Consider the following 23,655-nt stretch of genomic DNA (forward strand, 5'->3'; position numbering starts at 1 on the left):
ATTTCTGAACGGATTTATATTGGGAGAAAAGTTTACGAACTGCAAATAAGTTTGTGATTTTAATAGGCTGACATTGGGGAATGTCAACTACGAAATGTTATATTATAAGAGAGCTTGTCTTACATGTTTTGATGAAAGGAAGTGTTCAAATGGCTAAGGACTATGATGTAGTTATTTTAGGTGGCGGTACAGGTGGCTACGTAGCAGCAATTCGAGCAGCAAAACTTGGATTAAAAACAGCCGTTGTTGAAAAAGGGAAGCTAGGGGGTACATGTTTACATAAAGGTTGTATTCCAAGTAAAGCATTACTTAGAAGTGCGGAAGTCTTCGCGACAACAAAGAATCATGCTTCTTCATTTGGAGTAAATACAGGAGAAGTAACGCTTGATTTTAGTAGAGTGCAGGATAGAAAAGATTCCATTGTGGCACAATTACATCAAGGTGTGCAAGCATTAATGAAGAAAGGCAAGATCGACGTATATGAAGGAATCGGTCGAATTCTTGGACCTTCTATCTTCTCGCCAATGCCTGGTACAATTTCGGTTGAACTGGCAAACGGTGAGGAAAATGAAATGCTTATTCCTCAAAATGTTATTGTGGCTACAGGTTCTAGACCACGTACGTTACCAGGATTAACAATTGACGGTGAATTCGTCATTACTTCTGATGAAGCGCTTTCGTTAAAAGAGCTTCCAGCATCCATTCTAATTGTTGGTGGTGGTGTCATCGGCATCGAGTGGGCATCAATGTTAAACGATTTTGGTGTTGAAGTAACTGTTATTGAATATGCAGATCACATACTACCAACTGAAGATCAAGATATTTCAAAAGAAATGAAAAAGTTATTAGAGAATAAAGGAATTAAATTTGTAACTTCTGCAAAAGTATTAGCTGAAACACTGTCGATTGCAAATAATAAAGTATCAATAGAAGCAGAAGTATTGGGCGAAAAACAAAATTATAATGCAGACAAAATACTTGTTTCGGTTGGTAGACAGGCAAATGTAGAAGGAATAGGGCTAGAGAATACAGAAATTGTTGTAGAAAACGGCTTTATCCAAACAAATAATCACTTTCAAACGAAGGAATCGCATATATATGCCATTGGTGATGTCATTGGTGGTTTGCAGCTTGCTCATGTTGCTTCTCATGAAGGTATACATGCTATAGAGCATATTTTAGGAATCGCAACTGAAAAAGTTGATGATAAATGGATTTCTCGTTGTATTTACTCGAGTCCTGAGGCAGCTAGTGTTGGATTAACTGAAGAACAGGCGAAGAAAGAGGGAATTCCTATTAAAGTAGGTAAGTTTCCTTTTAAAGCAATTGGTAAAGCGCTTGTTTATGGAGAGTCAGAAGGCTTTGTGAAAATGATCGCGAATAGTGAGACTAATGATCTAGTGGGAGTGCACATGATTGGACCACATGTGACAGATATGATTGCTGAAGCGGGCCTTGCAATGGTGTTAGATGCAACGCCTTGGGAAATTGCGCATAGTGTTCATCCACATCCGACATTAAGCGAGGTACTTGGAGAAGCGGCATTAGCAGTTGACGGTAATGCAATTCATATGTAAGAAGGAGCTGGGAAAAATGGTTAAAAAGGTTGAAAATCGTCATGAAGCAATCGGTTTAACAAATGAAGATGTACTGAAAATGTACGAAACAATGCTACTTGCACGTAGAATCGATGAACGTATGTGGCTATTAAACCGTGCGGGTAAAATTCCGTTTGTGATTTCATGTCAAGGGCAGGAAGCAGCACAAGTAGGTGCGGCCTTTGCACTTGATAATAATAAGGATTATATTGCACCGTATTATCGTGATATGGGGGTTGTTCTTCACTTTGGTATGACGACAAAAGAGTTAATGTTATCGGCCTTTGCAAAGGCGGAAGACCCAAACTCAGGTGGACGTCAAATGCCGGGGCACTTCGGCCAAAAGAAAAATCGTATTTTAACAGGATCATCACCTGTTACGACACAAGTTCCTCATGCTGTTGGGGTTGCACTTGCGGGTAAAATGCAAAAGAAAGACTTCATCACATTTGTTACTCTTGGAGAAGGTTCTTCAAACCAAGGAGATTTTCATGAAGGCGCAAACTTTGCAGGAGTACACAAATTACCAGTTATCATAATGGTTGAAAACAATAAATATGCGATTTCAGTACCCGTTGAAAAACAATTAGCTTGTAAAAATGTTTCAGACCGTGCAATCGGATACGGGATGCCGGGTGTGACTGTAGATGGTAAAGACCCAATTGAAGTATATAAAGTGGTTAAGGAAGCGGCTGACCGTGCTCGTAACGGGGAAGGGCCTAGCTTAATAGAAACGGTAACTTATCGCTTAACTGCCCACTCTTCTGATGATGATGATCGTCAATATCGTACGGCAGAAGACTTAGCAGAAGGCCGTGCTACAGATCCAATCATTACATTTGCAAAATATTTGCATGAGCAAGGGATTCTAACTGATGCTCTTGAAACAGAGATCAATGAACGCATTATGACAGAAGTAAACGAAGCGACGGATTATGCAGAGCAAGCTCCTTATGCTGCTCCAGAAGATGCGCTAAAATTTGTCTATGCTGAAGATGGAGGGAGTATTTAATGGCGGTTTTATCCTATATTGATGCAATTACTCTTGCGATGAAGGAAGAAATGGAACGCGATGAGCGTGTTTTTATATTAGGTGAAGACGTTGGCCGAAAAGGTGGCGTTTTTAAAGCAACTCAAGGATTATACGATCAGTTTGGCGAAGAGCGCGTGTTAGATACACCACTTGCAGAATCTGCGATTGCGGGTGTCGGGATCGGTGCTGCAATGTACGGTTTAAGACCTATTGCTGAAATGCAATTTGCTGATTTTATTATGCCAGCAGTCAATCAAATTATTTCAGAAGCATCACGTATTCGTTACCGTTCAAACAATGATTGGACTTGTCCGATAGTAATTCGCGCACCATTCGGAGGCGGAATACACGGTGCTCTTTATCATTCACAATCAGTAGAGGCTGTATTTGCGAATCAGCCTGGTTTGAAAATTGTTATTCCATCTACACCTTATGATGCGAAAGGCTTGTTAAAAGCAGCTATTCGTGACGAAGATCCGGTGTTATTTTTTGAACATAAACGAGCGTATCGCCTTATTAAAGGTGCGGTCCCAGAAGAGGATTATACGATCGAAATCGGCAAGGCGGATGTGAAACGTGAAGGGGAAGATATTACTGTAATTACTTATGGTCTTGCAGTACACTTCGCATTACAAGCTGCTGAACGTATGGCACAAGACGGCATTTCTGCGCACATTCTAGATTTGCGCACAATCTATCCATTAGATAAAGAGGCAATTATTGAAGCGGCATCTAAAACAGGAAAAGTGCTACTTGTCACTGAAGACAACAAAGAAGGTAGTATTATTAGCGAAGTGGCAGCAATCATTGCAGAAAACTGCTTATTTGATTTAGATGCACCAATAAAAAGACTTGCTGGACCAGACATACCGGCAATGCCATATGCACCGACGATGGAGAAATATTTCATGATTAATCCAGAAAAAGTTGAAAAGGCGATGCGCGAATTAGCGGCGTTCTGATGTAAAGGAGGAGAAATTCATGGCAATTCAAACAATTAAGATGCCTCAGCTCGGGGAAAGTGTTACGGAAGGTACAATTGAGAAATGGTTAGTAAAACCTGGTGATACAGTGCAGAAATACGATTCTTTGGCGGAAGTGAATACGGATAAAGTTACAGCAGACTTGCCGTCATCTTTCTCGGGCGTCATTAAGGAGTTAATCGTTGGTGAAGGCAATACATTAGCTGTCGGTGAAAGCGTCTGCACAATTGAAACAGAAGAGGTAATTGAGCAACAACCTACTTCACAACAGGCAGAACAAATCTCACAGCCTACTTCAGTACCAACTCCTCAACAAACGGTAACTGCACCAGTAGTAAATCGTGGTGCAGGGAAGGCACGCTATTCACCGGCTGTTTTAAAGCTAGCCCAAGAACATAGTATAGATCTTCAATTAGTTGAAGGTACAGGTGCTGAAGGCAGAATAACACGAAAAGACGTTCAAAAACTTGTAGACAGTGGAAACATTCCAACAAGTAGTCCAGCAGTGCAACAACCATTGGAGGCAATTACTGAACAAGTAACACAAGCTCCTGAACCTCAAAAATCACAACCTGTTCCAGCAGTACAAACAGCAACAGGTGATATTGAAATTCCTGTAACTAATATTCGTAAAGCAATCGCGAATAATATGTTACGTAGTAAACACGAAGCTCCACATGCTTGGATGATGGTTGAAGCAGATGTTACGAACTTGGTTAATTACCGTGACTCCATTAAAACTGAATTCAAACAATCTGAAGGTTATAACATTACGTACTTTGCCTTTTTCGTGAAAGCTATTGCGCAAGCTCTAAAGGAATTCCCGATGATGAATTCTATGTGGGCAGGCGATAAAATTATTCAGAAAAAAGATATCCATATCTCTATAGCAGTCGCAACTGAAGATGCACTTTTTGTCCCAGTGATCAAACACGCCGATGAAAAGTCAATAAAAGGTATTGCTAGAGAAATTAATGATCTTGCAGGAAAAGTTCGTGCTGGTAAATTGAAATCTGAAGATATGCAAGGTGGAACATTTACTGTAAATAATACGGGATCATTTGGCTCGGTACAGTCTATGGGAATTATTAATTACCCACAAGCAGCGATTATTCAAGTTGAGTCAATTGTTAAACGTCCAGTAATTATGAATGGTGGAATGTTTGCTGCAAGAGATATAGTAAATTTATGTTTATCTTTAGATCATAGAGTTTTAGATGGATTGATTTGCGGGAAATTTCTTGCTAGAGTCAAAGAAATTCTCGAAAATACATCGAAAGACAACACTTCTATTTATTAACAGTAGTCTGAAAATCGCAATATTGCGATTTTCAGATTTTTTTATACTTTTGCGATTCGATATACTTGTGTAAAATAGGAATAGAATTACCGAAGGGGGGAAGCTAGTTAGCGTCCACATGAAGAATAATATGAAAGAAATTGAATTCTCACAAGCTAATTACGAGCAATGGCAAGAATCTGCTGTTAAGGCTTTAAAAGGTAAACCATTCGAATCTTTAATCACAAAAACAATCGAGGGTATTTCATTTGAGCCAATTTATACACAAGACCAATTAGTTGAGAAATTAGATGGGAAATTAGCAGAACAAGTTTCGACTATTCGTTCATTAAAAACAGGGGAAGAATGTTTAGCAGCACAACAAACATTTGCAGATTCACCGGAAGCTTTACTCCAAGGCGTTAAAGAATCTTTGGCAAAAGGTAACGATATTATTAATATTGATAGTCGAGTGAATTTTGCGTGGGATGAACAAACTTTGAAAGAATTGTCAGTCATTTTTACTGAAAATTCATTCAAACTGAATATACAAAACAATCAAGATGCTTTATTACGAGTATTTAACTATATTAAAGAAGACCAAAAAGAAACTGTTAAAGGCTTCATATCTAGTACAGATAAAATCAATTTAGAAGGTTTCCATAATGTCCGTACATGCAACGCTAATGTACTAGAAGCCCACTATGAAGGTGCACATGCCGTACAGGAATTAGCTATCGCATTACTACAAGCTGCTTATTACATGGAAACGGAACGAGATATCGAATCATTTGCGAAGAAATTCTTTGTTACCTTTGCAGTGGATACTCAGTTCTTCGTTGAAATCGCTAAACTCCGTGCTTTCAGAGTACTTTGGAAAGCGTTTACATCTGCCTATGGCACAGATAAAGACGTACCAGTAGCAATTGTTACTGAAACTTCTTTACGTAGTTTCTCTAAATTAGATGTATACGTTAACCTTTTACGTGCAGGCAATGAAGCGTTCTCGGCAATACTTGGTGGCGCAGACGTTTGTACAGTACATCCACATGATGTTTTATCTGCTCCAGATGATAAATCTATTCGTATCGCACGCAACGTACAATTAGTTGTTAAAGAGGAAACACATGTAGAACATATAATTGACCCTTCTGGTGGTTCATATTTCATCGAAACTTTAACAGCTGACTTAGTTAAAGACGCATGGGCATTATTTAATGAGTTACAAGAAGCAGGCGGATACAATGCCGTAATAACAAGTGGACAATTAGAAGCTTTATTAAAAGAAACAATGGATCAGCGAATGAAAGAAGTAGAAACACGTAAAAAATCGCTAATCGGTACGAATATATACGCAAACCCTGCAGATGAAATTGATGAGCGCAATAATCCGTTATTTGCAGATTACAAACGCCTAGCAAAACCATTTGAAGAACTTTGCTTAAACTATGCTAAAAATCAACCTAAAGTTGCACTACTAACAATCGGTCAATTAAAACAATTCAAACCACGTGCAGATTTCGTCTCTGGCTTCTTTGCAACAGCTGGTATTGTACCGGAAAAAAGCCCTGAAATTCAAACTGTGGATGAAGCGAAGGATTGGTTAACTGCAACAGATGCGAAATTTGTCGTAGTATGTGGGCAAGATGAAGCGATGAAAGAATATGTCCCAGCACTATTAGAAGTTAAGCCAGCACATATATCACTTGATGTGGCAGGTAAGTTCAAAGAAGAGCAAGATGAATGGATTGAAGCAGGCTTAAATGGTTTCATCTTCGCAGGTCAAAATATCATCGAAAAATTGACGAGCTTAACAGCAAATGTGAAGGAGGTCCAACGATGAGTAAGCCAAATTTCAAAGAGATAAATATCGATGCTATATTAACTGCTAGTCAAGTAGTAAAAGAAGACAAAAAATTCATGACAAATGAAGGCATTGAGATCAAGTCAACTTATACTGAGCAAGATTTGGATAACTTAAAACACTTAAAAGACTGGCCAGGTATTGCACCTAATACACGTGGACCGTATCCAACGATGTATGTAGGTCGCCCATGGACAGTTCGCCAATATGCAGGTTTCTCTACAGCTGAAGAAAGTAATGCGTTTTACCGTCGTAACTTAGCGATGGGACAAAAAGGTCTGTCAGTAGCATTCGACTTAGCCACTCACCGTGGTTATGACTCGGATCACCCTCGTGTAACAGGTGATGTCGGTAAAGCAGGCGTTGCCATTGACTCTATTGAAGATATGAAAATTCTATTTGATGGTATTCCTCTAGATCAAATGTCAGTATCAATGACAATGAATGGTGCTGTATTACCGATTTTAGCTTTTTATATTGTAGCGGCCGAAGAACAAGGTGTAACACCTGATAAACTGGCTGGTACAATACAAAATGATATTTTAAAAGAGTACATGGTGCGTAATACATATATTTACCCACCAGCTGTTTCAATGAAAATTATTGCAGATATTTTCGAATATACTTCAAACTTCATGCCTAAATTTAATTCAATCTCTATTTCTGGTTACCATTTACAAGAAGCAGGTGCAACAGCAGATATCGAGCTTGGCTACACTTTAGTAGATGGTCTTGAATACGTTCGTACAGGATTAAAAGCAGGAATCGATATCGATTCATTTGCACCGCGTCTGTCGTTCTTCTGGGCGATCGGTATGAATTACTATATGGAAGTAGCGAAAATGCGTGCTGGACGTCGTATTTGGGCTCAAATGATGAGCACATTCAATCCTAAGAACCCAAAAACATTAGCATTACGTACACACTCACAAACTTCTGGATGGTCTTTAACAGAGCAGGATCCTTTTAATAATGTAACTCGTACTTTAATTGAAGCAAATGCATCTTCAATGGGGCATACGCAATCATTGCACACCAACGCACTAGATGAAGCTATTGCACTACCAACTGATTTCTCAGCGCGTATTGCACGTAATACGCAACTATTCTTACAAGAAGAAACGTTAATGACGAAAGTAATCGATCCATGGGGCGGTTCATTCTACGTAGAAAAATTAACAGATGAACTGATGAAAAAAGCATGGGAACATATAGAAGAAATCGAAGAATTAGGCGGAATGGCGAAAGCGATTGAAACAGGTCTTCCGAAAATGAAAATTGAAGAAGCTGCTGCAAAACGACAAGCGAAAATTGACTCAAAAGCTGAAACAATTGTCGGTGTTAACAAATTCCGCCTTACAGAGGAAGAGCCAATCGACATTTTGAATATTGATAACACAATTGTACGTCAAAAACAAATTGACCGTATTAAGGCGATGCGTGACAAACGCGATGATAAAGAAGTACAACGCTTACTTGCTCGTATTACAAATGCAACTGCAACAGGCGGTGAAAATTTATTAGCTTGTGCAGTAGATGCAGCACGTGCTCGCGCAACACTAGGTGAAATTTCTGATGCGATTGAGGTTGTTTCGGGTCGTCATAAGGCAATTATTCGCTCAATTAGTGGCGTTTATAGTGCAAACTTTTCAAATGAGGAAGAGATTCGTGAAGTACAAGATATGGCTGAAGGCTTCTTAGAAAACGAAGGCCGTCGTCCACGTATCTTAATTGCGAAAATGGGACAAGATGGTCATGACCGCGGAGCGAAAGTAATTGCTACAGCATTTGCTGACCTTGGTTTTGATGTTGATATTAGTCCATTATTCCAAACACCAGCAGAAACTGCAGCAATGGCTGTAGAAAATGATGTTCATGTTGTTGGTGTAAGTTCACTTGCAGCTGGTCATAGAACTCTAGTACCAGAACTGCGAGAAGAGTTAAAGAAAATTGGACGAGAAGACATTTTAATTGTTGTTGGTGGGGTAATTCCAGCCCAAGATTACCAATTCCTATACGACAATGGTGCTTGTGCTATTTTCGGACCAGGTACAGTAATTCCTGTTAGTGCACAAAAAGTGATTGAAGAAATCTATAGAAAATTAGGCTACGAGGAAGTGGTAGAATAATGGACTACAACAAAGGGATGGACGATGGTGCATTATTTGTAATGGATGGTATCGCCGCATCTCATGATGGAATGGTGCCCTCAGGTCGAAAAAAATTCCGTAAAAAGAATAATGACGATATTAATATCTCCGAGCTTGCGAAGCAGGTTCTGGCTGGTTCTAGACTCCATTTATCAAAAGCCATTACTCTTTTAGAAAGTACGAATAAGTACCATAAAGAGAAGGGCCAAGAATTATTACAAGAACTATTGCCCCATACTGGAAACAGTATTCGTATTGGTATTACTGGGGTGCCTGGTGCAGGTAAAAGTACTTTTATCGAAGCGTTTGGCGGAAAATTATGTAATATGGGACATAAAGTAGCTGTACTCGCCATCGATCCTAGTTCTAGTTTAACTGGTGGGAGCATTCTAGGAGATAAAACAAGAATGGAAGAGCTAACGCGAAATCCACGTGCTTTTATTAGACCTTCTCCATCAGCAGGTACTCTCGGTGGAGTGCACAAAAAATCACGAGAAACAATGCTGTTATGTGAGGCAGCAGGTTATGATATTATTTTGATTGAAACAGTTGGTGTTGGACAAAGTGAAACAATCGTCCGTGGCATGGTAGACTTCTTCCTTTTACTCGTATTAACAGGGGCTGGGGATGAACTACAAGGCATGAAGAAGGGCATTATGGAGCTTGCTGACACAATTGTTGTTCATAAAGCTGATGGTGACAATGTACGGTCAGCTAAAAAAACAGTAGCTGAATATAAACAATTTATTCATTTCCTACAACAAGCGACACCAGGATGGACGACGCAATCAATGGCGGTTTCATCGTATGAAAATATAGGTTTAGATAAAGTATGGGATACGATTTTACAGTTTAAAGAAATCGGTGAGGAAACGGATTATTGGTCCACTAGACGTAATGAACAAACGACTGAATGGTTCCGTTCAATGATTACAGATCATTTAATCGATTCTTTTTACGGAGTGCCAGAACGTAAGCAACAAGTAAAAGGCATAGAAGAGCAGATTTTACAAGGTCGATTAACTGTCACTCAAGGCGTCGATCAATTATTTAATAAAGAATAAATATCAACAACTTATATCAAAAGGAAGGACCATCTGTGTAAATCGATGGTCCTTTTGATTTTTAAATCGTAAAACAACTCAGTACTGTACTTATAACTTAAAATAATTTATCATAAAAATATCATTTTTGTGGAAGTAGATACAGCCATGAAAAGAAAATTAATATGGGGTTCCTTAGTAGCATTCTGTATTTGTCTTGTGGGATGTTATTTTGCATTGCAAACAAAATCAATACCTGCAACTGCTATTGAAATTCATCAGGCAAGTATTTTTCGCTTAATTGATTATTCTCAGTTGAATATTGATGGTTCAGTAAAGAATGCTTTTTATACATACGAAGGTAAGAGGAATAACAATCCTAAATTTTAAATTATTGAAGTTAAAGGGGTTTGTGCAAGTATTAGCGAAATATATCTATAAAGATGATATGAAGGATGGCACTTTAATTTTGACCAACGAATAATTTGTGTGGAGAGCCGGAATACTATTAAAACTTATAATAGTATCGGAAATCACCTTGTTTTTGAACAAGTGCTTTGAAATGCATGTATTCACCTGTTATAGTTAAAGAGAATTTGAAGGGAGCGTTACAACATGAATATGGATTATGATTTGTTTATGACAGATATGCTACGCCAAGCGCGTGGAGAAATGGTCGCAAGTGGCTATGAAGAGTTGACTACACCTGAGGCAGTAGATGAAGCATTTAAACGTCCTGGTACAACTTTAGTAATGGTAAACTCAGTGTGTGGTTGTGCAGGCGGTATTGCACGCCCAGCAGCAGCACATGCTGTTCATTATGATAAACGTCCGACACACTTAGTAACTGTTTTTGCTGGACAAGATAAAGAAGCAACTGCTCAGGCACGTATGCATTTTGGCGAGGATCATTTACCATCATCTCCGTCATTCGTTTTACTAAAAGATGGCCAAGCTGTAGCTGAAATTGGACGTCATGAAATTGAAGGACATGATCCAATGTCAGTTATTACTAGTATTCAAGCTTTATTTGAAGAATACTGCGAAGAAGTATAATAGAAATAGGCTGTCTCTAATGTCATATATGACTAGAGACGGCCTTTTTAACGCTTAAAATGACAAGGAGAATGATTCAGTGAAGGGATTTTCAATAGGCTATCGTACGCTGAAAACAGCAATTGGTGCAACGATCTCAATTGGATTAGCAGAATACTTCGGCTTAGATTTTTTTACCTCTGCAGGCATTTTAACGATTTTAAGTATTCAAACTACGAAGAAGCAGTCACTTCATGAAGTTTATACACGTTTATTAGCAAGCATTATTGGGATGATAATGGCATTTCTATTTTTTGAAGGTGTAGGGTATCATCCAATTGTACTAGGTTGTATGATACTTTTATACTTGCCTATTTTAGTAATGTTGAATATAATACCCGCTTTTGTCTCCAGTGTCGTTATTATTTTACACATTTTCCATACTGGAGATTTTACAACTGCTCTTTTAAAAAATGAGTTATCGCTAATGTTAATTGGATTCGGAACAGGATTAGCGTTGAACATTTATATGCCAGATATAAAACACAAACTTGAACAATATCTCATACGCATTGAGGAGCTTTATACTGCAATTTTTGTGGAAATAGAGAAGTATTTACGTAATGGTGATACGAGTTGGGATGGTAAAGAACTACTTGAAGCTGTTGAAGTGCTAAATCAAGCAAAATCTTTAGCCTTTCAAGATGTTGAAAATCACTTAACAAGACGCGAAAATTTATATTATATGTATTTTGATATCCGTGAACAACAATTTGAAATAATAGAACGAGTGCTACCTAAAATCACAGATCTTCCAGTTATCGTAGAGCAAGCCGAGCTTGTAGCGGATTTTCTTGCAGATATGTCACAAAATATTAATTCAGCAGGGAATACCGCTAACAAATATAGAGAAAAGTTAGAAGTAGTAAAAGCAGAGTTTGCAAAATTACCTTTACCAACAACACATGAGAACTTCCTTGCTATGGCTTCTTTATATCAATTCATAGAGGAGATGGACCTCTACCTTGCAATAAAGAAAGATTTTAAGGGAATAAGCCCGTCACGTAAGCATTTTAAAAAGAAATCAAATGATGAAAACTGATCAGCTATAACAGCCGTGCTATATGATATTGATTCTTATTTTAATTAACAAAGTCACATTTATCCGGTGTGGCTTTTTTTGCTCTAACACAAACGAATGTAATTATTCTGTTTTATTAAGAGTGTAATATATATATTGTCGAATATGTAATATACTTACTTATGATACTTACTTACAGTGGATGTGGAGGTGAGGATAAATAGAAAATTTAAAAATATACTTATCCAATGGAGAAAAAATGTTTATGAATATTTCATTAGAAGAATTCAATGATATACATCTTGATGCTGAAGGGAATTTCATAAGTGGCTTTATTTCAATGGAATTAAATAATTTGAATGGCGACTCTATTACACAAATATTCACAAAACATATTGTGGCGATAGAAGAAGTGGAATGAAAGATGTCTAGACCTAGAGAGTTAAAGAATCTGCTTAATTAACTGTGGAATTTATATATAAAAAAAACAGCGTAAACCAGTTTAAAGCTGGTATAACGCTGTTTTTTTAGTTTGTATGGTTTAGATAACAATAGCTAATTTCAGACGCGCAAAGTAGATTATAACATTGCTAAGCCGAAAGCTAATGTAGAAATAACCATAATAGCAATCATTGCATATACAACAATTTTTTGAAATTTCTTATTACTCATTTCTCGTTCGCTCCTTCTTTTCCTACAAATATTCTATCAAATTTGAAAAATTACACAAGTGCTAGAGTTTTTATTATAAATTATGTACAATTGTGTTATACAACAAAGAAGGAGTTGGGGAGAAGTGGAGAACGTTGACCACATCGGTATTGCAGTACGTAATCTTGATGAACAAATTACATATTACACAGATGTGTTGGGCTTACCTTTGTTAAAAATAGAAGAAGTAGTGACCGAGCAAGTTCGTGTAGCATTTATAGATGCGGGGAATACACATATTGAATTGCTTGAACCGATGAGTGAAGAAAGCGCTATCTTTAAGTTTATTGAAAAAAGAGGCGAAGGTATTCACCACGTTGCTCTAGGGGTAAAGGGTATTGAAGGGAAGATGGCAGACCTTCGTGAACAAGGCGTTCGCCTACTATCAGATGAACCACGTCCAGGCGCTGGTGGCTCAAAAATGGCCTTTATTCATCCAAAGTCATCTAATGGAGTGCTTTACGAGTTATACGATAAAAGTGAGTCGGGGGAGTAATCATCTATGGATATGTTCGATAAAATCAATGAGTTATATGATAGGAAACGTGAAATTGAATTAGGTGGCGGTGATGACCGCATCGTAAAACAACATGAAAAAGGTAAATTAACTGCACGTGAACGTATTAACTTACTAGTAGACGAAGGTACTTTCGTTGAGATTAATCCTTTCGTCAAACATCGAACTACAGACTTTGGTATGGATACAAAAGAAGGACCTGGAGATGGCGTTGTTACAGGTTACGGTAAAGTAAACGGTCGTCCAATCTACCTGTTCTCACAAGACTTTACAGTTTTCGGCGGTGCACTTGGGGAAATGCATGCAATGAAAATTGCGAATGTTATGGATTTAGCGGCTAAAAATGGTACACCTTTCGTTGGCTTAAACGATTCTGGTGGTGCTCGTATCCAAGAGGGTGTTGTATCTCTTGATGGATATGGTCATATATTCTACCGAAACTCGATCTATTCTGGTGTGATTCCACAAATCTCAGTTATTATGGGACCTTGTGCAGGAGGAGCAGTATATTCACCAGCAATTACTGACTTCGTATTCATGGTAGATAAGACAAGCCAAATGTTCATCACAGGACCAAAAGTAATCGAAACAGTAACTGGGGAGAAAATTTCTTCTGAAGATTTAGGTGGCTCAAAAGTTCATAACTCAATCAGTGGAGCTGCACACTTCCGCGGGCCATCTGAAGAAGAGGTTTTACAACAAGTACGTGATTTACTTGCTTACCTACCTCAAAATAACGAACAAAAACCACCAAGTATTGAACCACAAGACAATGATGATTATTTAGAAAATATTATTGAATTAGTTCCAGTAGAAGCGACTCGTCCATATGATATTCGCAAAGTTATTGAAGAAATCGTTGATCCAAGTTCGTTTATGGAAGTACATAAAGAATTTGCGAAAAATGTCGTGGTTGGACTTGCACGCATTAAAGGGGACGTTGTGGGGCTAGTATGTAACCAACCAAAAGTAATGGCTGGCGGGCTTGATATTGACTCATCAGATAAAGCATCTCGTTTCATCCGTTTCTGTGACTCATTCAATATTCCAATCATCACATTTGAAGATGTTACTGGCTTCTTCCCAGGTATTAAACAAGAGCATGGTGGTATTATCCGTCACGGCGCGAAGATCCTTTATGCATACTCAGAAGCAACTGTACCAAAAATTACAGTTATCCTTCGGAAAGCATATGGTGGTGCATACGTAGCACTTAACTCTAAAGCAATCGGTGCTGATATGGTATACGCTTGGCCGAACGCTGAAATTGCTGTTATGGGACCAAATGGAGCAGCGAACATAATCTTCGCTCGCGAAATTGATAACAGCGATGATCCAGAGGCAACACGTGCTGCGAAAATTGAAGAATACCGTGAAAAATTCGCAAATCCATACGTAGCAGCATCTCATGGCTTAGTAGACGATGTAATCGACCCACGCGAAACACGTATCAAACTTATCCAAGCTCTTGATATGATGAAAACGAAAAAAGAAACAAGACCAGCTAAGAAACATGGGAATATTCCACTTTAATGCTGAGAACGCCCGTATAGAGGAAGATAGCCAAAGAACGCCACATCCTGTGGCAACGGCTATCTGACCCACATAGTGTGGGCCCGCGACAAGCACTGGAGGGCTCGAAACAAAAGCATCACTTCAGCTTTTGTCCGAGAGACCGAAGTGACCCAAGCAGCTGGTGTTCGAAGCTGAAAATCCGACTAAATGCTTAGTAAGCCCGTATAGCCCCTACAAGCGTTAATACAAGACAAGCATAGAAAAACCGTCAAGACCAACATTCATGAAAAGCACCTCCGATCGTTAGTTAAAACTAACAGTTGGAGGTGCTTTTTTGACCAGGCATAAATTTCATAAGTAATCAGTTGTAGTTGAAAATTATTTTTTAAGGAAAAGCACCATATACTCGGAATCATAATATCCATTTTTGATTTTAAGTGCCCGTTCTTCGAGTCCATATGTTTTGAACCCCATATTAATATAAAGATTCCTTGCAGTATCATTTGTTGTTATTACTTCTAAGTTAATTTTTTCTATAGACTCAATTGTCTTTGCATGATCGATTGCCGCCGAAAGGAGTGCTTTACCAACGCCTAACCCACGAAATTTAGAACTTACATACATGGCGAAAATATTAGCCCTATGATGAAGTTTTGAAGTAGACTCTTGAACCAAAGTCACAACACCAATTAGTTCTTTATCATTGAAAGCCCCAAATGTGAAAGTTCCTTCGCTCGATAAATTTTTTATTACAGCCTCAACAGGAGATTCTCTTTTAATAGCTTCTTCATAACTTGAAGAAAAAGCTTCAGGATTATTTTTTAATGCATCCAATCTCAAATCCCAATAACTTTTTGCATCTGATGATACTAACAATTTAATATCCATAAGTGCTCCTTTCGAGTAGCAAAGTAACAATTAGTAATAGAAGTTGTAAATTTAAATGATCCAATCAGACTTTAAATTAATTCTCCTCACATCAACAAAAATCCTTCAATTGAATAGTTTTAATATTTACTAAATTACACTTCACACGCAGCTAAAATATATGTAGGGGCTAAGTTGGATGAAAATTTAATCCATTTAATCTATCAAACTATATTGATTATTAGAGAATAGCTAAGTAAATTACAGGAGTTCACTTAAATTCTATGCTAAAATAAGGGAATAAGAAGTTAGTAAAATCTAGTTTATAAAGGGGTTCTTTCATAATGACAAGTCGTATCGTAGAAGAATTTTTGGAACTCGTACAAATTGATTCTGAAACATTCCATGAAGAGAAAATTTCACCGGTATTAAAAACTAAATTAGAAGCATTAGGCTTTGAAGTCGAAGAAGATGATGCAGCAAGTCGTAATGGACATGCATCAGGTAACTTAATCTGTACTTTGCGAGGGACTGTAGATGCACAACCAATTTATTTTACCTCGCATATGGACACTGTAGTGCCTGGTAAAGGAATTAAACCAATCATCAAAGAAGATGGCTACATCCATTCTGATGGTACAACAATTTTAGGAGCGGATGATAAAGCGGGAATAGCAGCACTTCTTGAATTACCAAAACGCTTAAAAGAACAAAATATCGCACATGGTGATATTCAGTATATTATTACTGCTGGCGAAGAAAGCGGTTTAGCAGGAGCGAAAGAGTTAGACCCATCGAAAATCTTTGCTAAATATGGCTTTGCAGTTGATAGTGACTGTAAAGTGGGTGGCATCGTAACTGCAGCACCTTTCCAAGCGAAAGTGGAAGCAGTTATCTATGGTAAAACAGCCCACGCTGGAGTTGCACCTGAGAAAGGAATTTCAGCTATTACTGTTGCAGCGAAATCAATTGCAGCGATGAAATTAGGTCGTTTAGATGCTGAAACAACAGCAAACATTGGTCGCTTTGAAGGGGGACAAGCAACGAATATCGTTTGTGATGAAGTGCATATTTTAGCTGAAGCCCGTTCAATTAATGAAGCGAAATTAGAGGCACAAACAGCTCATATGAAAGAAGTTTTCGAACAAACTGCTGAAAAAATGGGTGGTAAAGCCGAAATAACTATTAAGCGCATGTACCCAGGTTTCCGTTTCACTGAAGACGATTTAGTCGTGAAAGTGGCTCAAGAAGCAGTTCGTAATATTGGTCGTACACCAGAAATTTTGACAAGTGGTGGGGGTAGTGATGCAAATGTGATCGCTGGATTTGGCATCCCTACAGTCAATCTTGCTGTCGGATATGAAGACATTCATACAACAAAAGAACGTATTCCAGTTGAAGAATTAGAGAAACTTGCGGACTTATTAGTGGAAATTGTAAAATGCGCGGCTGAAATTAAATAACACATATTACAAGAAGAGGTAGAAGCCAATGTCTAGTAGTAAAGTAGTCGTTTTCCGTTGTGGTCAAGAAGAATACGCTGTTCCCATCGATCACGTCGTATCAATCGAGAAAATGGAACATGTTAATCCCATTCCACACTTACCAAGCTATGTAACAGGTTTAATGAGAATGCGCGGAGAATTAATGCCGATATTAGATTTCGAGCAAATCTTATACAGAGGTCAAGCAGCGGGAGATCAAGTGCGAATAGTTGTTTTACAAACAGGCGATTTCCTATTTGGTCTACTTGTTGTCGAAGCAAAAGAAATTCTCGATATTCCAGCTGAACATTTGCAGCAAATAGGTCTAGTGAATTATTCCAAAACAAAATATTTCACAGCAGTTGCCAACTTAGAAGAACGAATGATTACAATCGTTTCACCTTCAGTATTAGTTGACTCGCTTGAAGGAATTAAAGAACTCAAAGCCTATATGCAAAAATTAAAAGAAGACGAAAAAGCAGCAAAAGCTTAGTTCGTCTTGAGATAAGGCATCCTTAGTCGAAGACTGAGGATGCTTTTTTATGTTGATATTAAAGATAGATAGAAGGTGCCACTAGATCTTATCAAGATAGAAACACCAACATTTGTTCGTTATTTTTGCTATAATATTTATAAGAAAAGAAGCAGGAGAGATGTGTGATGGCGGAGCGGAAACCAAAAGGAAGAATAATTTTCCATATAGATATGAACTGTTTCTATGCCTCTGTTGAGCAAGCACATGATCCAACACTTAAAGGCAAAGCAATCGCCATTGCGGGTAACCCAAAGGAGCGACGAGGCATTCTCGTCACTTGTTCGTATGAAGCGCGTGCAAAAGGGGTTTACACGACGATGGCAGTGTGGGAAGCAAAGCGAAAATGTCCTGAGCTTATTTTGTTACCACCCAATTTTGAACGCTATCGTATTGCTTCAAAAGCGATATTTGACATACTTAGAACATACACCGAACTCGTAGAACCTGTATCCATCGATGAAGGTTATATTGATGTTACGGAACTTGTAAATGGGCGAGAAGCGATAGAGCTCGCAGAAAGCATCCAAAAACGGATTTTAAATGAATTGGATTTGCCATCATCTATAGGAATTGCGCCTAATAAGTTCTTAGCTAAAACAGCTTCTGATATGAAAAAGCCTATGGGCATTACTGTTTTAAGAAAGCGTGAATTACCTAATAGTTTATGGTCGTTACCAGTTATTGAAATGCATGGCGTTGGTGAAAGCACAGCAAAAAAACTTAACGAACTAAAAATCAACACAATCGGTGATTTAGCACAAGCTTCTGAAGCCTTTTTAAAAAGTAACTTAGGTAAGAATGGTGCAAGATTAAAAGACAGAGCAAATGGTATTGATAAAAGGGAAGTCGACCCAAATTCGATTTATGATACGAAAAGCGTAGGTAATTCCACAACTTTGCCAATCGATTTAGTCGAATGGGATGAAGTTCGTAAAACAATCGATGGTCTTTGTGAAAGAGTGGCAAAACGTCTTTCAGCTAAAAATTTAGCTGGCCATACGGTATCCATTCAAATTCGAGATGCTGATTGGCATAACTCAAGTCGTAGTAAAACTTTTTCCAATGCCATTTATAAAAAATCAGATATTCTCGAAATAGCAATTGATTTAACAAAAAAACATTGGCATGGTGAACCTGTTAGATTACTCGGAGTGACGGTGAGTAATGTGATTGACCGCAAAGAAACAGCTGAGCAGTTATCCATTTTCAACTATGAGCAACACGCCAAAGAGGAACCAATTATACAAGTAGTCGAGCAGCTCCAAAAGAAATTCGGTAAAGAAATCATTTCTAAAGGTATGAAAGAAAAGAAAAAGCCTAATTATGAATCACAAACGAGTTTTAGCAAAGACTTTTTGGAAGATCATAAGGATTAATGAAAAAATCTTTTGGGGGAGCATTATGGATAAGAAAAATCTAGAGTATGGAAGTTTAAAAGTAGTCTGTTCTGATGATTGTGGAAATGCACCTAAAAAGAAGTTACTTCAAGAACTGGCTATTGCTTTTGCGAAAAACGATCAAATTTTTATTCTTGAGCATTTGAAGGATGATGTAATTTGGGATATCGTTGGTAATAAGCAAATCCAAGGCAAAAATCATGTTGCTGAACTGTTGATACAAATGGAAAAAGACAGAGCTACAGAGTTACATATTAAGAATAATATTACACATGGGAGCACTGGTTCAATCAATGGCACCATAGTTTTAGATAATAAGAAGAGCTATACTTTCTGTAATATCTATAATTTCACCAGTGCAGGAAGAACTTCTAAAATAAAAGAAATAACTTCCTTCGTAATTGAAGTAAAATAAAATGAATTTAGCATTCATTAATAAATTACTTACAATCAAACTGTAAGTAATTCATAGATGAGATGCGTATCAATGTCCATATGGTGATTGATGCGCATCTTTTTTTGTTATACTAGTTATAAGACGTTATCAATACAAAAGCATAAAAAGCAAGGAATCATTATGAGGATTCTTCATATGTTGATCATTGTATATACCGTAAGGAGGACTTCATTTGCAAATACAATTTTTAGGTACAGGTGCTGGAATGCCGTCAAAAACACGGAATACAAGTGCACTAGCCGTTAAATTATTAGAAGAACGCGGTACATTTTGGCTGTTTGATTGTGGTGAAGCAACGCAACATCAAATTTTACATACAACACTAAAGCCAAGAAAATTAGAAAAAATATTTATAACTCATTTACACGGAGATCACATATTTGGGCTCCCGGGCTTACTTAGCTCTCGTTCTTTCCAAGGTGGAGAAGAATTACTTACCATTTATGGACCAGCAGGATTAAAGACTTGGATAGAACAAACATTACAACTTTCTCAAACCCATCTTAATTATCCTATTGAATTTGTTGAGGTTACTGAAGGTGTAGTGTTTGAAGATGATGGATTTGTGGTTACAGCAAAACCTTTACAGCATGTCGTACCTTGTTTTGGCTACCGAATTGAACAAAAGCCGCTAAGAGGGACATTGCAAATTGAAAAAGCAATAGCTTTGGGTGTTCCTAAGGGTCCACTATTGGGTCAATTGAAAAATGGCTCTGACATTACTTTAGAAGATGGTCGAATAGTGAAAAGTAGTGACGTGACAGATCCACCTAAAGAGGGCTTTATTGTTACGATTTTAGGAGACACACGCTCGTGTGAAAATGCAGTTTTATTGAGTGAAAACGCAGATATTGTCGTGCATGAATCAACATTCGATCATGCAACTGAAGCGCTGGCCGCTAATTATGGACACTCCACAAATATGGATGCAGCAAATATAGCTATTAAAGCAGGAGCAAAAAATTTATTGTTAAATCATTTAAGTGCAAGATTTTTCCCACAAGATATAAAAAACATGTTAGAAGAAGTACATGAAGTGTTTGAAAAAGCCTATATAGTTGCAGATTTTGAGGAATATGAGTGGCATCAAGAAAAATTAGCTCCTTTTAGTCAGCAATAGAAATAAGAAAAAGCTATCCATTAAATTTTGGATAGCTTTTTTGTGATAACAATAGAGTAAGTTTTTGAAAATCTCAAGTTAACCTTCAGTAATAATTAACATATCATTCTCATCAAATTCCCAATTCTCTCCGTAAGCAACTTCCCAGTAATAGCCGTTTGGATCTTGGAAATAGCCACTATAACCACCCCAAAATACTGTCTCAGGTTCTTTCACAATTTTTGCACCAGCTTTTTTTGCTAATACAAATATTTCATCAACCTCTGCTTTCGACTTTCCATTATAAGCAAGGGTAAATCCACTAAAACCATTGCTAATAGCAGGTGGATTATCTTCATCAATATCTTGCACTAAGCGATCAATTGGGAATAGAGAAATTTTTGTTCCTCCATTATTAAAGAAAATTACATCTGGATCGGCATCATTCCCGTATACAAATACTTCAAATCCAAGACCATCGCGATAAAAGCGTAATGACTTTATCATATCTTTAACACCCAAAGTAACTAAATTTAAACGATTCATTCTCCTATCCCCTTTAAATTATTCTATTTTTAAAGCCTTATAGATGTAATTCTATTTAAGTTTCAAATAACCTTCTTTTATTAAAGGACAGACTCTTTGCGTATAGAAAAAAGCATATTTTGAAAAATTTCTTTCAAAATATGCTCATATTGGTTATCAAAAAATTCACTTGGAGTAATTACTTAGCTATATTTTTAAAAGCCATATAACTTTCTGGTTCTTCTTTTTCCGTCGTCCTCCATTTTCCGAACAACATAAGACAGAGTGCAATTGCTACAACACTTCCAGCAAAAATGAGTGCAACATCGTAGCTTTTATAAAAAGCTGCCAACTTGCCAGCGATTAATGGTCCAATAATTTGCCCAAGTGCATAAAGGGTCGTTAGAGCAGATACAACACTTGCACTCTTTGTTGGGAATAGTTGTCTTGCATAAGACGTGGTCATCGTCACGATTCCTACAAACGTCATACCAAATAAAAATGCCGATGTCATGACACCGAAAATAGTCGGAGAGACGATTGGCAGTAAAATACCAATGACTTGCAAAATATACGCAATTGAAATGATACGAACAGGTGAATATTTTGACATCAACATAATCCAAAGTGGAGCAGATGGAATGGCGCCGATACCCACAACAACCCAGCTATACGATGCATACTCTCTTAAATCAGGAATTTCATGAATAATATCAACTAAAAACGTACCGGTAACAATATAACCAAGACCTTCTAGTCCGTAAGCAAGTGCCATCCAAGGCATAAATCCTTTCCATACCTTCTCAGATACAACAGTCTTCTTATCCTGTTCATGAGCTGTCAACTTACGCCACAAGAGCATCGTCGTCAATACGAACAAAACGGATAACATACCAAGCCCAATCCAAGCCCCTTGCCATGAAAAAGCTGATTCCAAAATAGGTACGAAAATGCCCGAAAGCGCAATTCCTAAACCAATACCGCTAAAAATATAGCCAGACCATTTCGTCAATAAATGACCAGCAAGATAATCCATCAACATACTAGAAGTTAATACAAACATCAAGCCGCCTGTAATCCCGGCAATCAAACGTAAAATCAACCAAATCCACAGACCGTCAAGCATCCCCATACCAAAAACAGATAGTACATTGATGACTGCACACCAACCAAGAATCCCCTTCGGATGGCGGGTAATAAAACCAGCCCAAAGTGCCCCAATAAAATAACCTACATAATTTGCAGAAGCTAGCATCCCCGCAGTTTCTACAGACAATCCAACATCTTGTCTCATAAAAGGCAAAATCGGAGTAAGTGCAAAGCGGCTAATCCCCATCGCCACCACTAAAAATAAAATTCCCCCAATAATCATCCCAGCATGTCTTCGATTCACCAAAACACCCCCATATGTAGAAAAAAAGACCAAAAACCTTAATAACAGTATAAATTAGTGAAAGTATTTTTGATATAGAAGAAATTGTAAAAAATATAGAGCTGTGGAGGGATGATCGAGGTCGAGTAGAGCCAAAGAGAGAGTGAATAGCGCTAAAGGGGTAGTGAGGAGCGACCAAGAGAGAGTGAGTAGTGCTAAAGGGAGCGAGTAGCGCTAAAGAGAGCTCGAGTAGCGCCAAATGGAAAGTGAGTAGCGCTAAAAGGAGAGCGAGTAGTGCTAAAGGGAGAGCGAGTAGCGCTAAAGAGAGCTCGAGTAGCGCTAAAGGGAGAGCGAATAGCGCTAAAGGGGTAGCGAGTAGCGCTAAAGGTAGTGAGTAGCGCCAAAGGGAAAGTGAGTAGCGCCAAAGGGAAAGTGAGTAGCGCCAAAGAGAGTGAGTAGCGCCAAAGGGAAAGTGAGTAGCGCTAAAGGGAGAGCGAGTAGAGCCAAAGAGAGCTCGAGTAGCGCCAAAGAGAAAGTGAGTAGCGCTAAAAGGAGAGCGAGTAGCGCTAAAGAGAGAGCGAGTAGCGCTAAAGGTAGTGAGTAGCGCCAAAGGGAGAGCGAGTAGCGCTAAAGAAAGCCGGAGTAGCGCTAAAGCCAAGACCAAGTAACACAAAGCCACGCAATTACTCCATAATTATCATACTTCTAAGCAAGAAAGCATTAACCGGAACATATGTATAACTATCTAAAGGGGGATGGAAATGAAGATAAACTGGAAAATTCGATTCAAAAACCCGCAATTTTGGTTTCATATGTTTTTGGCAATTACTTCTTCTGTAGGGGGATATCTCGGTATAACAGGGCAGGATGTCAGTACTTGGCCAAAATTATATGATGTTCTAATTCAAGCTGTTTCAAATCCTTTTGTACTATTTACGGTGATTGTTGCAGTTTATAATTCTGTTATTGATCCTACAACGAGCGGAATTAGTGATAGTAAGCAAGCTCTCCGATATACAAAAGTAAAATGTGATGAAAAATAATAATCCTGAAAAAAATCGGTACAAGTTGACCACACAAAAAATGATTTAATTAATACATTAAACTGAG

General features: G+C 38.0%; 23 protein-coding genes. 19 read left to right on the top strand and 4 right to left on the bottom strand.

Annotation, left to right across the window (positions count from 1 at the left end; translation table 11 throughout):
• Positions 1–149 precede the first annotated feature (149 nt).
• The 11 genes from lpdA to MHH85_RS05195 all read left to right on the top strand — a co-directional run bounded on the left by lpdA (position 150) and on the right by MHH85_RS05195 (position 12,487).
• Positions 150–1,577 carry a dihydrolipoyl dehydrogenase gene (gene lpdA / locus MHH85_RS05145; protein WP_340706147.1) on the top strand — a complete coding sequence of 476 codons (1,428 nt, stop codon included), beginning with the start codon at positions 150–152 and terminating at the stop codon, positions 1,575–1,577.
• A gap of 16 nt (positions 1,578–1,593) precedes the next feature.
• On the top strand, positions 1,594–2,610 hold the full coding sequence (locus MHH85_RS05150) for a thiamine pyrophosphate-dependent dehydrogenase E1 component subunit alpha (protein WP_193740342.1): 1,017 nt from the start codon (positions 1,594–1,596) through the stop codon (positions 2,608–2,610).
• Positions 2,610–3,593, top strand: coding sequence for an alpha-ketoacid dehydrogenase subunit beta (locus tag MHH85_RS05155; RefSeq protein ID WP_053416221.1), 984 nt, complete (start codon positions 2,610–2,612; stop codon positions 3,591–3,593). The genes MHH85_RS05150 and MHH85_RS05155 overlap by 1 nt, the downstream gene beginning before the upstream one ends.
• 19 nt (positions 3,594–3,612) lie before the next feature.
• Complete coding sequence (locus tag MHH85_RS05160; RefSeq protein ID WP_340706148.1) at positions 3,613–4,914, top strand: dihydrolipoamide acetyltransferase family protein; 1,302 nt, start codon at positions 3,613–3,615, stop codon at positions 4,912–4,914.
• A gap of 130 nt (positions 4,915–5,044) precedes the next feature.
• Positions 5,045–6,736: a methylmalonyl-CoA mutase family protein gene (locus MHH85_RS05165; protein WP_340706149.1), complete on the top strand. Its 1,692-nt coding sequence runs from the start codon at positions 5,045–5,047 to the stop codon at positions 6,734–6,736.
• On the top strand, positions 6,733–8,886 hold the full coding sequence (gene scpA / locus MHH85_RS05170) for a methylmalonyl-CoA mutase (RefSeq protein WP_193740339.1): 2,154 nt from the start codon (positions 6,733–6,735) through the stop codon (positions 8,884–8,886). The genes MHH85_RS05165 and scpA overlap by 4 nt, the downstream gene beginning before the upstream one ends.
• Positions 8,886–9,971: a methylmalonyl Co-A mutase-associated GTPase MeaB gene (meaB, locus tag MHH85_RS05175; RefSeq protein WP_340706150.1), complete on the top strand. Its 1,086-nt coding sequence runs from the start codon at positions 8,886–8,888 to the stop codon at positions 9,969–9,971. The genes scpA and meaB overlap by 1 nt, the downstream gene beginning before the upstream one ends.
• Positions 9,972–10,118: 147 nt before the next feature.
• Positions 10,119–10,340, top strand: a complete 222-nt coding sequence (locus tag MHH85_RS05180; RefSeq protein WP_340706151.1) for a hypothetical protein — start codon at positions 10,119–10,121, stop codon at positions 10,338–10,340.
• 225 nt (positions 10,341–10,565) lie between these two features.
• Positions 10,566–11,006 (top strand): BrxA/BrxB family bacilliredoxin, encoded by a 441-nt coding sequence (locus MHH85_RS05185; protein WP_053416215.1) that lies wholly within the window; start codon positions 10,566–10,568, stop codon positions 11,004–11,006.
• A 79-nt stretch (positions 11,007–11,085) separates the two neighbouring features.
• Complete coding sequence (locus MHH85_RS05190) at positions 11,086–12,087, top strand: aromatic acid exporter family protein (protein ID WP_340706152.1); 1,002 nt, start codon at positions 11,086–11,088, stop codon at positions 12,085–12,087.
• Positions 12,088–12,331: 244 nt separating this feature from the next.
• A complete protein-coding gene (locus tag MHH85_RS05195) occupies positions 12,332–12,487 on the top strand; it encodes a hypothetical protein (protein ID WP_340706153.1) in 156 nt (51 codons plus the stop codon).
• A 158-nt stretch (positions 12,488–12,645) separates the two neighbouring features.
• On the opposite strand, the gene prli42 is transcribed toward MHH85_RS05195, so the two are convergent.
• Complete coding sequence (gene prli42 / locus MHH85_RS05200) at positions 12,646–12,738, bottom strand: stressosome-associated protein Prli42 (RefSeq protein WP_155981185.1); 93 nt, start codon at positions 12,736–12,738, stop codon at positions 12,646–12,648.
• Positions 12,739–12,862: 124 nt separating this feature from the next.
• Between prli42 and mce the strand changes: the two genes are divergently transcribed.
• Together mce and MHH85_RS05210 are read left to right on the top strand one after the other, a co-directional pair.
• Positions 12,863–13,273, top strand: a complete 411-nt coding sequence (gene mce / locus MHH85_RS05205) for a methylmalonyl-CoA epimerase (protein ID WP_038184839.1) — start codon at positions 12,863–12,865, stop codon at positions 13,271–13,273.
• A 6-nt stretch (positions 13,274–13,279) separates the two neighbouring features.
• Complete coding sequence (locus MHH85_RS05210) at positions 13,280–14,827, top strand: acyl-CoA carboxylase subunit beta (protein ID WP_038184838.1); 1,548 nt, start codon at positions 13,280–13,282, stop codon at positions 14,825–14,827.
• A 360-nt stretch (positions 14,828–15,187) separates the two neighbouring features.
• On the opposite strand, the gene MHH85_RS05215 is transcribed toward MHH85_RS05210, so the two are convergent.
• Entirely contained in the window at positions 15,188–15,697 is a 510-nt protein-coding gene (locus tag MHH85_RS05215; RefSeq protein WP_340706154.1) for a GNAT family N-acetyltransferase, read from the bottom strand.
• Between the two features lie 323 nt (positions 15,698–16,020).
• On the opposite strand from MHH85_RS05215, the gene MHH85_RS05220 reads away from it, so the two are divergent.
• From MHH85_RS05220 to rnz, 5 genes are all read left to right on the top strand, one after another.
• Positions 16,021–17,139 (top strand): M20/M25/M40 family metallo-hydrolase, encoded by a 1,119-nt coding sequence (locus MHH85_RS05220; protein WP_340706155.1) that lies wholly within the window; start codon positions 16,021–16,023, stop codon positions 17,137–17,139.
• A gap of 28 nt (positions 17,140–17,167) precedes the next feature.
• The gene (locus MHH85_RS05225) at positions 17,168–17,653 is read left to right on the top strand and encodes a chemotaxis protein CheW (RefSeq protein ID WP_193740332.1); all 486 of its coding nucleotides are present in this window, start codon (positions 17,168–17,170) and stop codon (positions 17,651–17,653) included.
• Between the two features lie 167 nt (positions 17,654–17,820).
• Positions 17,821–19,071, top strand: coding sequence for a DNA polymerase IV (locus MHH85_RS05230; RefSeq protein ID WP_340706156.1), 1,251 nt, complete (start codon positions 17,821–17,823; stop codon positions 19,069–19,071).
• A gap of 25 nt (positions 19,072–19,096) precedes the next feature.
• Positions 19,097–19,507: a hypothetical protein gene (locus MHH85_RS05235; RefSeq protein ID WP_340706157.1), complete on the top strand. Its 411-nt coding sequence runs from the start codon at positions 19,097–19,099 to the stop codon at positions 19,505–19,507.
• Positions 19,508–19,721: 214 nt separating this feature from the next.
• Positions 19,722–20,669: a ribonuclease Z gene (gene rnz / locus MHH85_RS05240; RefSeq protein ID WP_340706158.1), complete on the top strand. Its 948-nt coding sequence runs from the start codon at positions 19,722–19,724 to the stop codon at positions 20,667–20,669.
• Positions 20,670–20,747: 78 nt separating this feature from the next.
• Here rnz and MHH85_RS05245 read toward each other — a convergent pair whose 3' ends face one another.
• Complete coding sequence (locus MHH85_RS05245; RefSeq protein ID WP_340706159.1) at positions 20,748–21,194, bottom strand: VOC family protein; 447 nt, start codon at positions 21,192–21,194, stop codon at positions 20,748–20,750.
• 178 nt (positions 21,195–21,372) lie between these two features.
• On the bottom strand, positions 21,373–22,566 hold the full coding sequence (locus tag MHH85_RS05250) for a YbfB/YjiJ family MFS transporter (RefSeq protein ID WP_340706160.1): 1,194 nt from the start codon (positions 22,564–22,566) through the stop codon (positions 21,373–21,375).
• A gap of 740 nt (positions 22,567–23,306) precedes the next feature.
• Between MHH85_RS05250 and MHH85_RS05255 the strand changes: the two genes are divergently transcribed.
• Entirely contained in the window at positions 23,307–23,588 is a 282-nt protein-coding gene (locus tag MHH85_RS05255) for a phage holin (protein WP_340706161.1), read from the top strand.
• Positions 23,589–23,655: the final 67 nt, after the last annotated feature.

Origin of the sequence: Viridibacillus sp. FSL E2-0187 (genome assembly GCF_038006425.1) — a bacterium.
Taxonomy (GTDB): domain Bacteria; phylum Bacillota; class Bacilli; order Bacillales_A; family Planococcaceae; genus Viridibacillus; species Viridibacillus arvi.

Bases quoted from the DNA above. Each gene is read 5' to 3' on its own strand.
- MHH85_RS05180 (WP_340706151.1), top strand. From the start codon at position 10,119: ATGAAAAGAAAATTAATATGGGGTTCCTTAGTAGCATTCTGTATTTGT.
- MHH85_RS05160 (WP_340706148.1), top strand. From the start codon at position 3,613: ATGGCAATTCAAACAATTAAGATGCCTCAGCTCGGGGAAAGTGTTACG.
- MHH85_RS05155 (WP_053416221.1), top strand. From the start codon at position 2,610: ATGGCGGTTTTATCCTATATTGATGCAATTACTCTTGCGATGAAGGAA.
- MHH85_RS05165 (WP_340706149.1), top strand. From the start codon at position 5,045: ATGAAAGAAATTGAATTCTCACAAGCTAATTACGAGCAATGGCAAGAA.
- MHH85_RS05185 (WP_053416215.1), top strand. From the start codon at position 10,566: ATGAATATGGATTATGATTTGTTTATGACAGATATGCTACGCCAAGCG.
- MHH85_RS05195 (WP_340706153.1), top strand. From the start codon at position 12,332: ATGAATATTTCATTAGAAGAATTCAATGATATACATCTTGATGCTGAA.
- prli42 (WP_155981185.1), bottom strand. From the start codon at position 12,738: ATGAGTAATAAGAAATTTCAAAAAATTGTTGTATATGCAATGATTGCT.
- scpA (WP_193740339.1), top strand. From the start codon at position 6,733: ATGAGTAAGCCAAATTTCAAAGAGATAAATATCGATGCTATATTAACT.
- MHH85_RS05235 (WP_340706157.1), top strand. From the start codon at position 19,097: ATGGATAAGAAAAATCTAGAGTATGGAAGTTTAAAAGTAGTCTGTTCT.
- MHH85_RS05220 (WP_340706155.1), top strand. From the start codon at position 16,021: ATGACAAGTCGTATCGTAGAAGAATTTTTGGAACTCGTACAAATTGAT.
- lpdA (WP_340706147.1), top strand. From the start codon at position 150: ATGGCTAAGGACTATGATGTAGTTATTTTAGGTGGCGGTACAGGTGGC.
- MHH85_RS05150 (WP_193740342.1), top strand. From the start codon at position 1,594: ATGGTTAAAAAGGTTGAAAATCGTCATGAAGCAATCGGTTTAACAAAT.
- MHH85_RS05210 (WP_038184838.1), top strand. From the start codon at position 13,280: ATGGATATGTTCGATAAAATCAATGAGTTATATGATAGGAAACGTGAA.
- MHH85_RS05215 (WP_340706154.1), bottom strand. From the start codon at position 15,697: ATGGATATTAAATTGTTAGTATCATCAGATGCAAAAAGTTATTGGGAT.
- meaB (WP_340706150.1), top strand. From the start codon at position 8,886: ATGGACTACAACAAAGGGATGGACGATGGTGCATTATTTGTAATGGAT.
- MHH85_RS05230 (WP_340706156.1), top strand. From the start codon at position 17,821: ATGGCGGAGCGGAAACCAAAAGGAAGAATAATTTTCCATATAGATATG.
- MHH85_RS05225 (WP_193740332.1), top strand. From the start codon at position 17,168: ATGTCTAGTAGTAAAGTAGTCGTTTTCCGTTGTGGTCAAGAAGAATAC.
- MHH85_RS05245 (WP_340706159.1), bottom strand. From the start codon at position 21,194: ATGAATCGTTTAAATTTAGTTACTTTGGGTGTTAAAGATATGATAAAG.
- MHH85_RS05255 (WP_340706161.1), top strand. From the start codon at position 23,307: ATGAAGATAAACTGGAAAATTCGATTCAAAAACCCGCAATTTTGGTTT.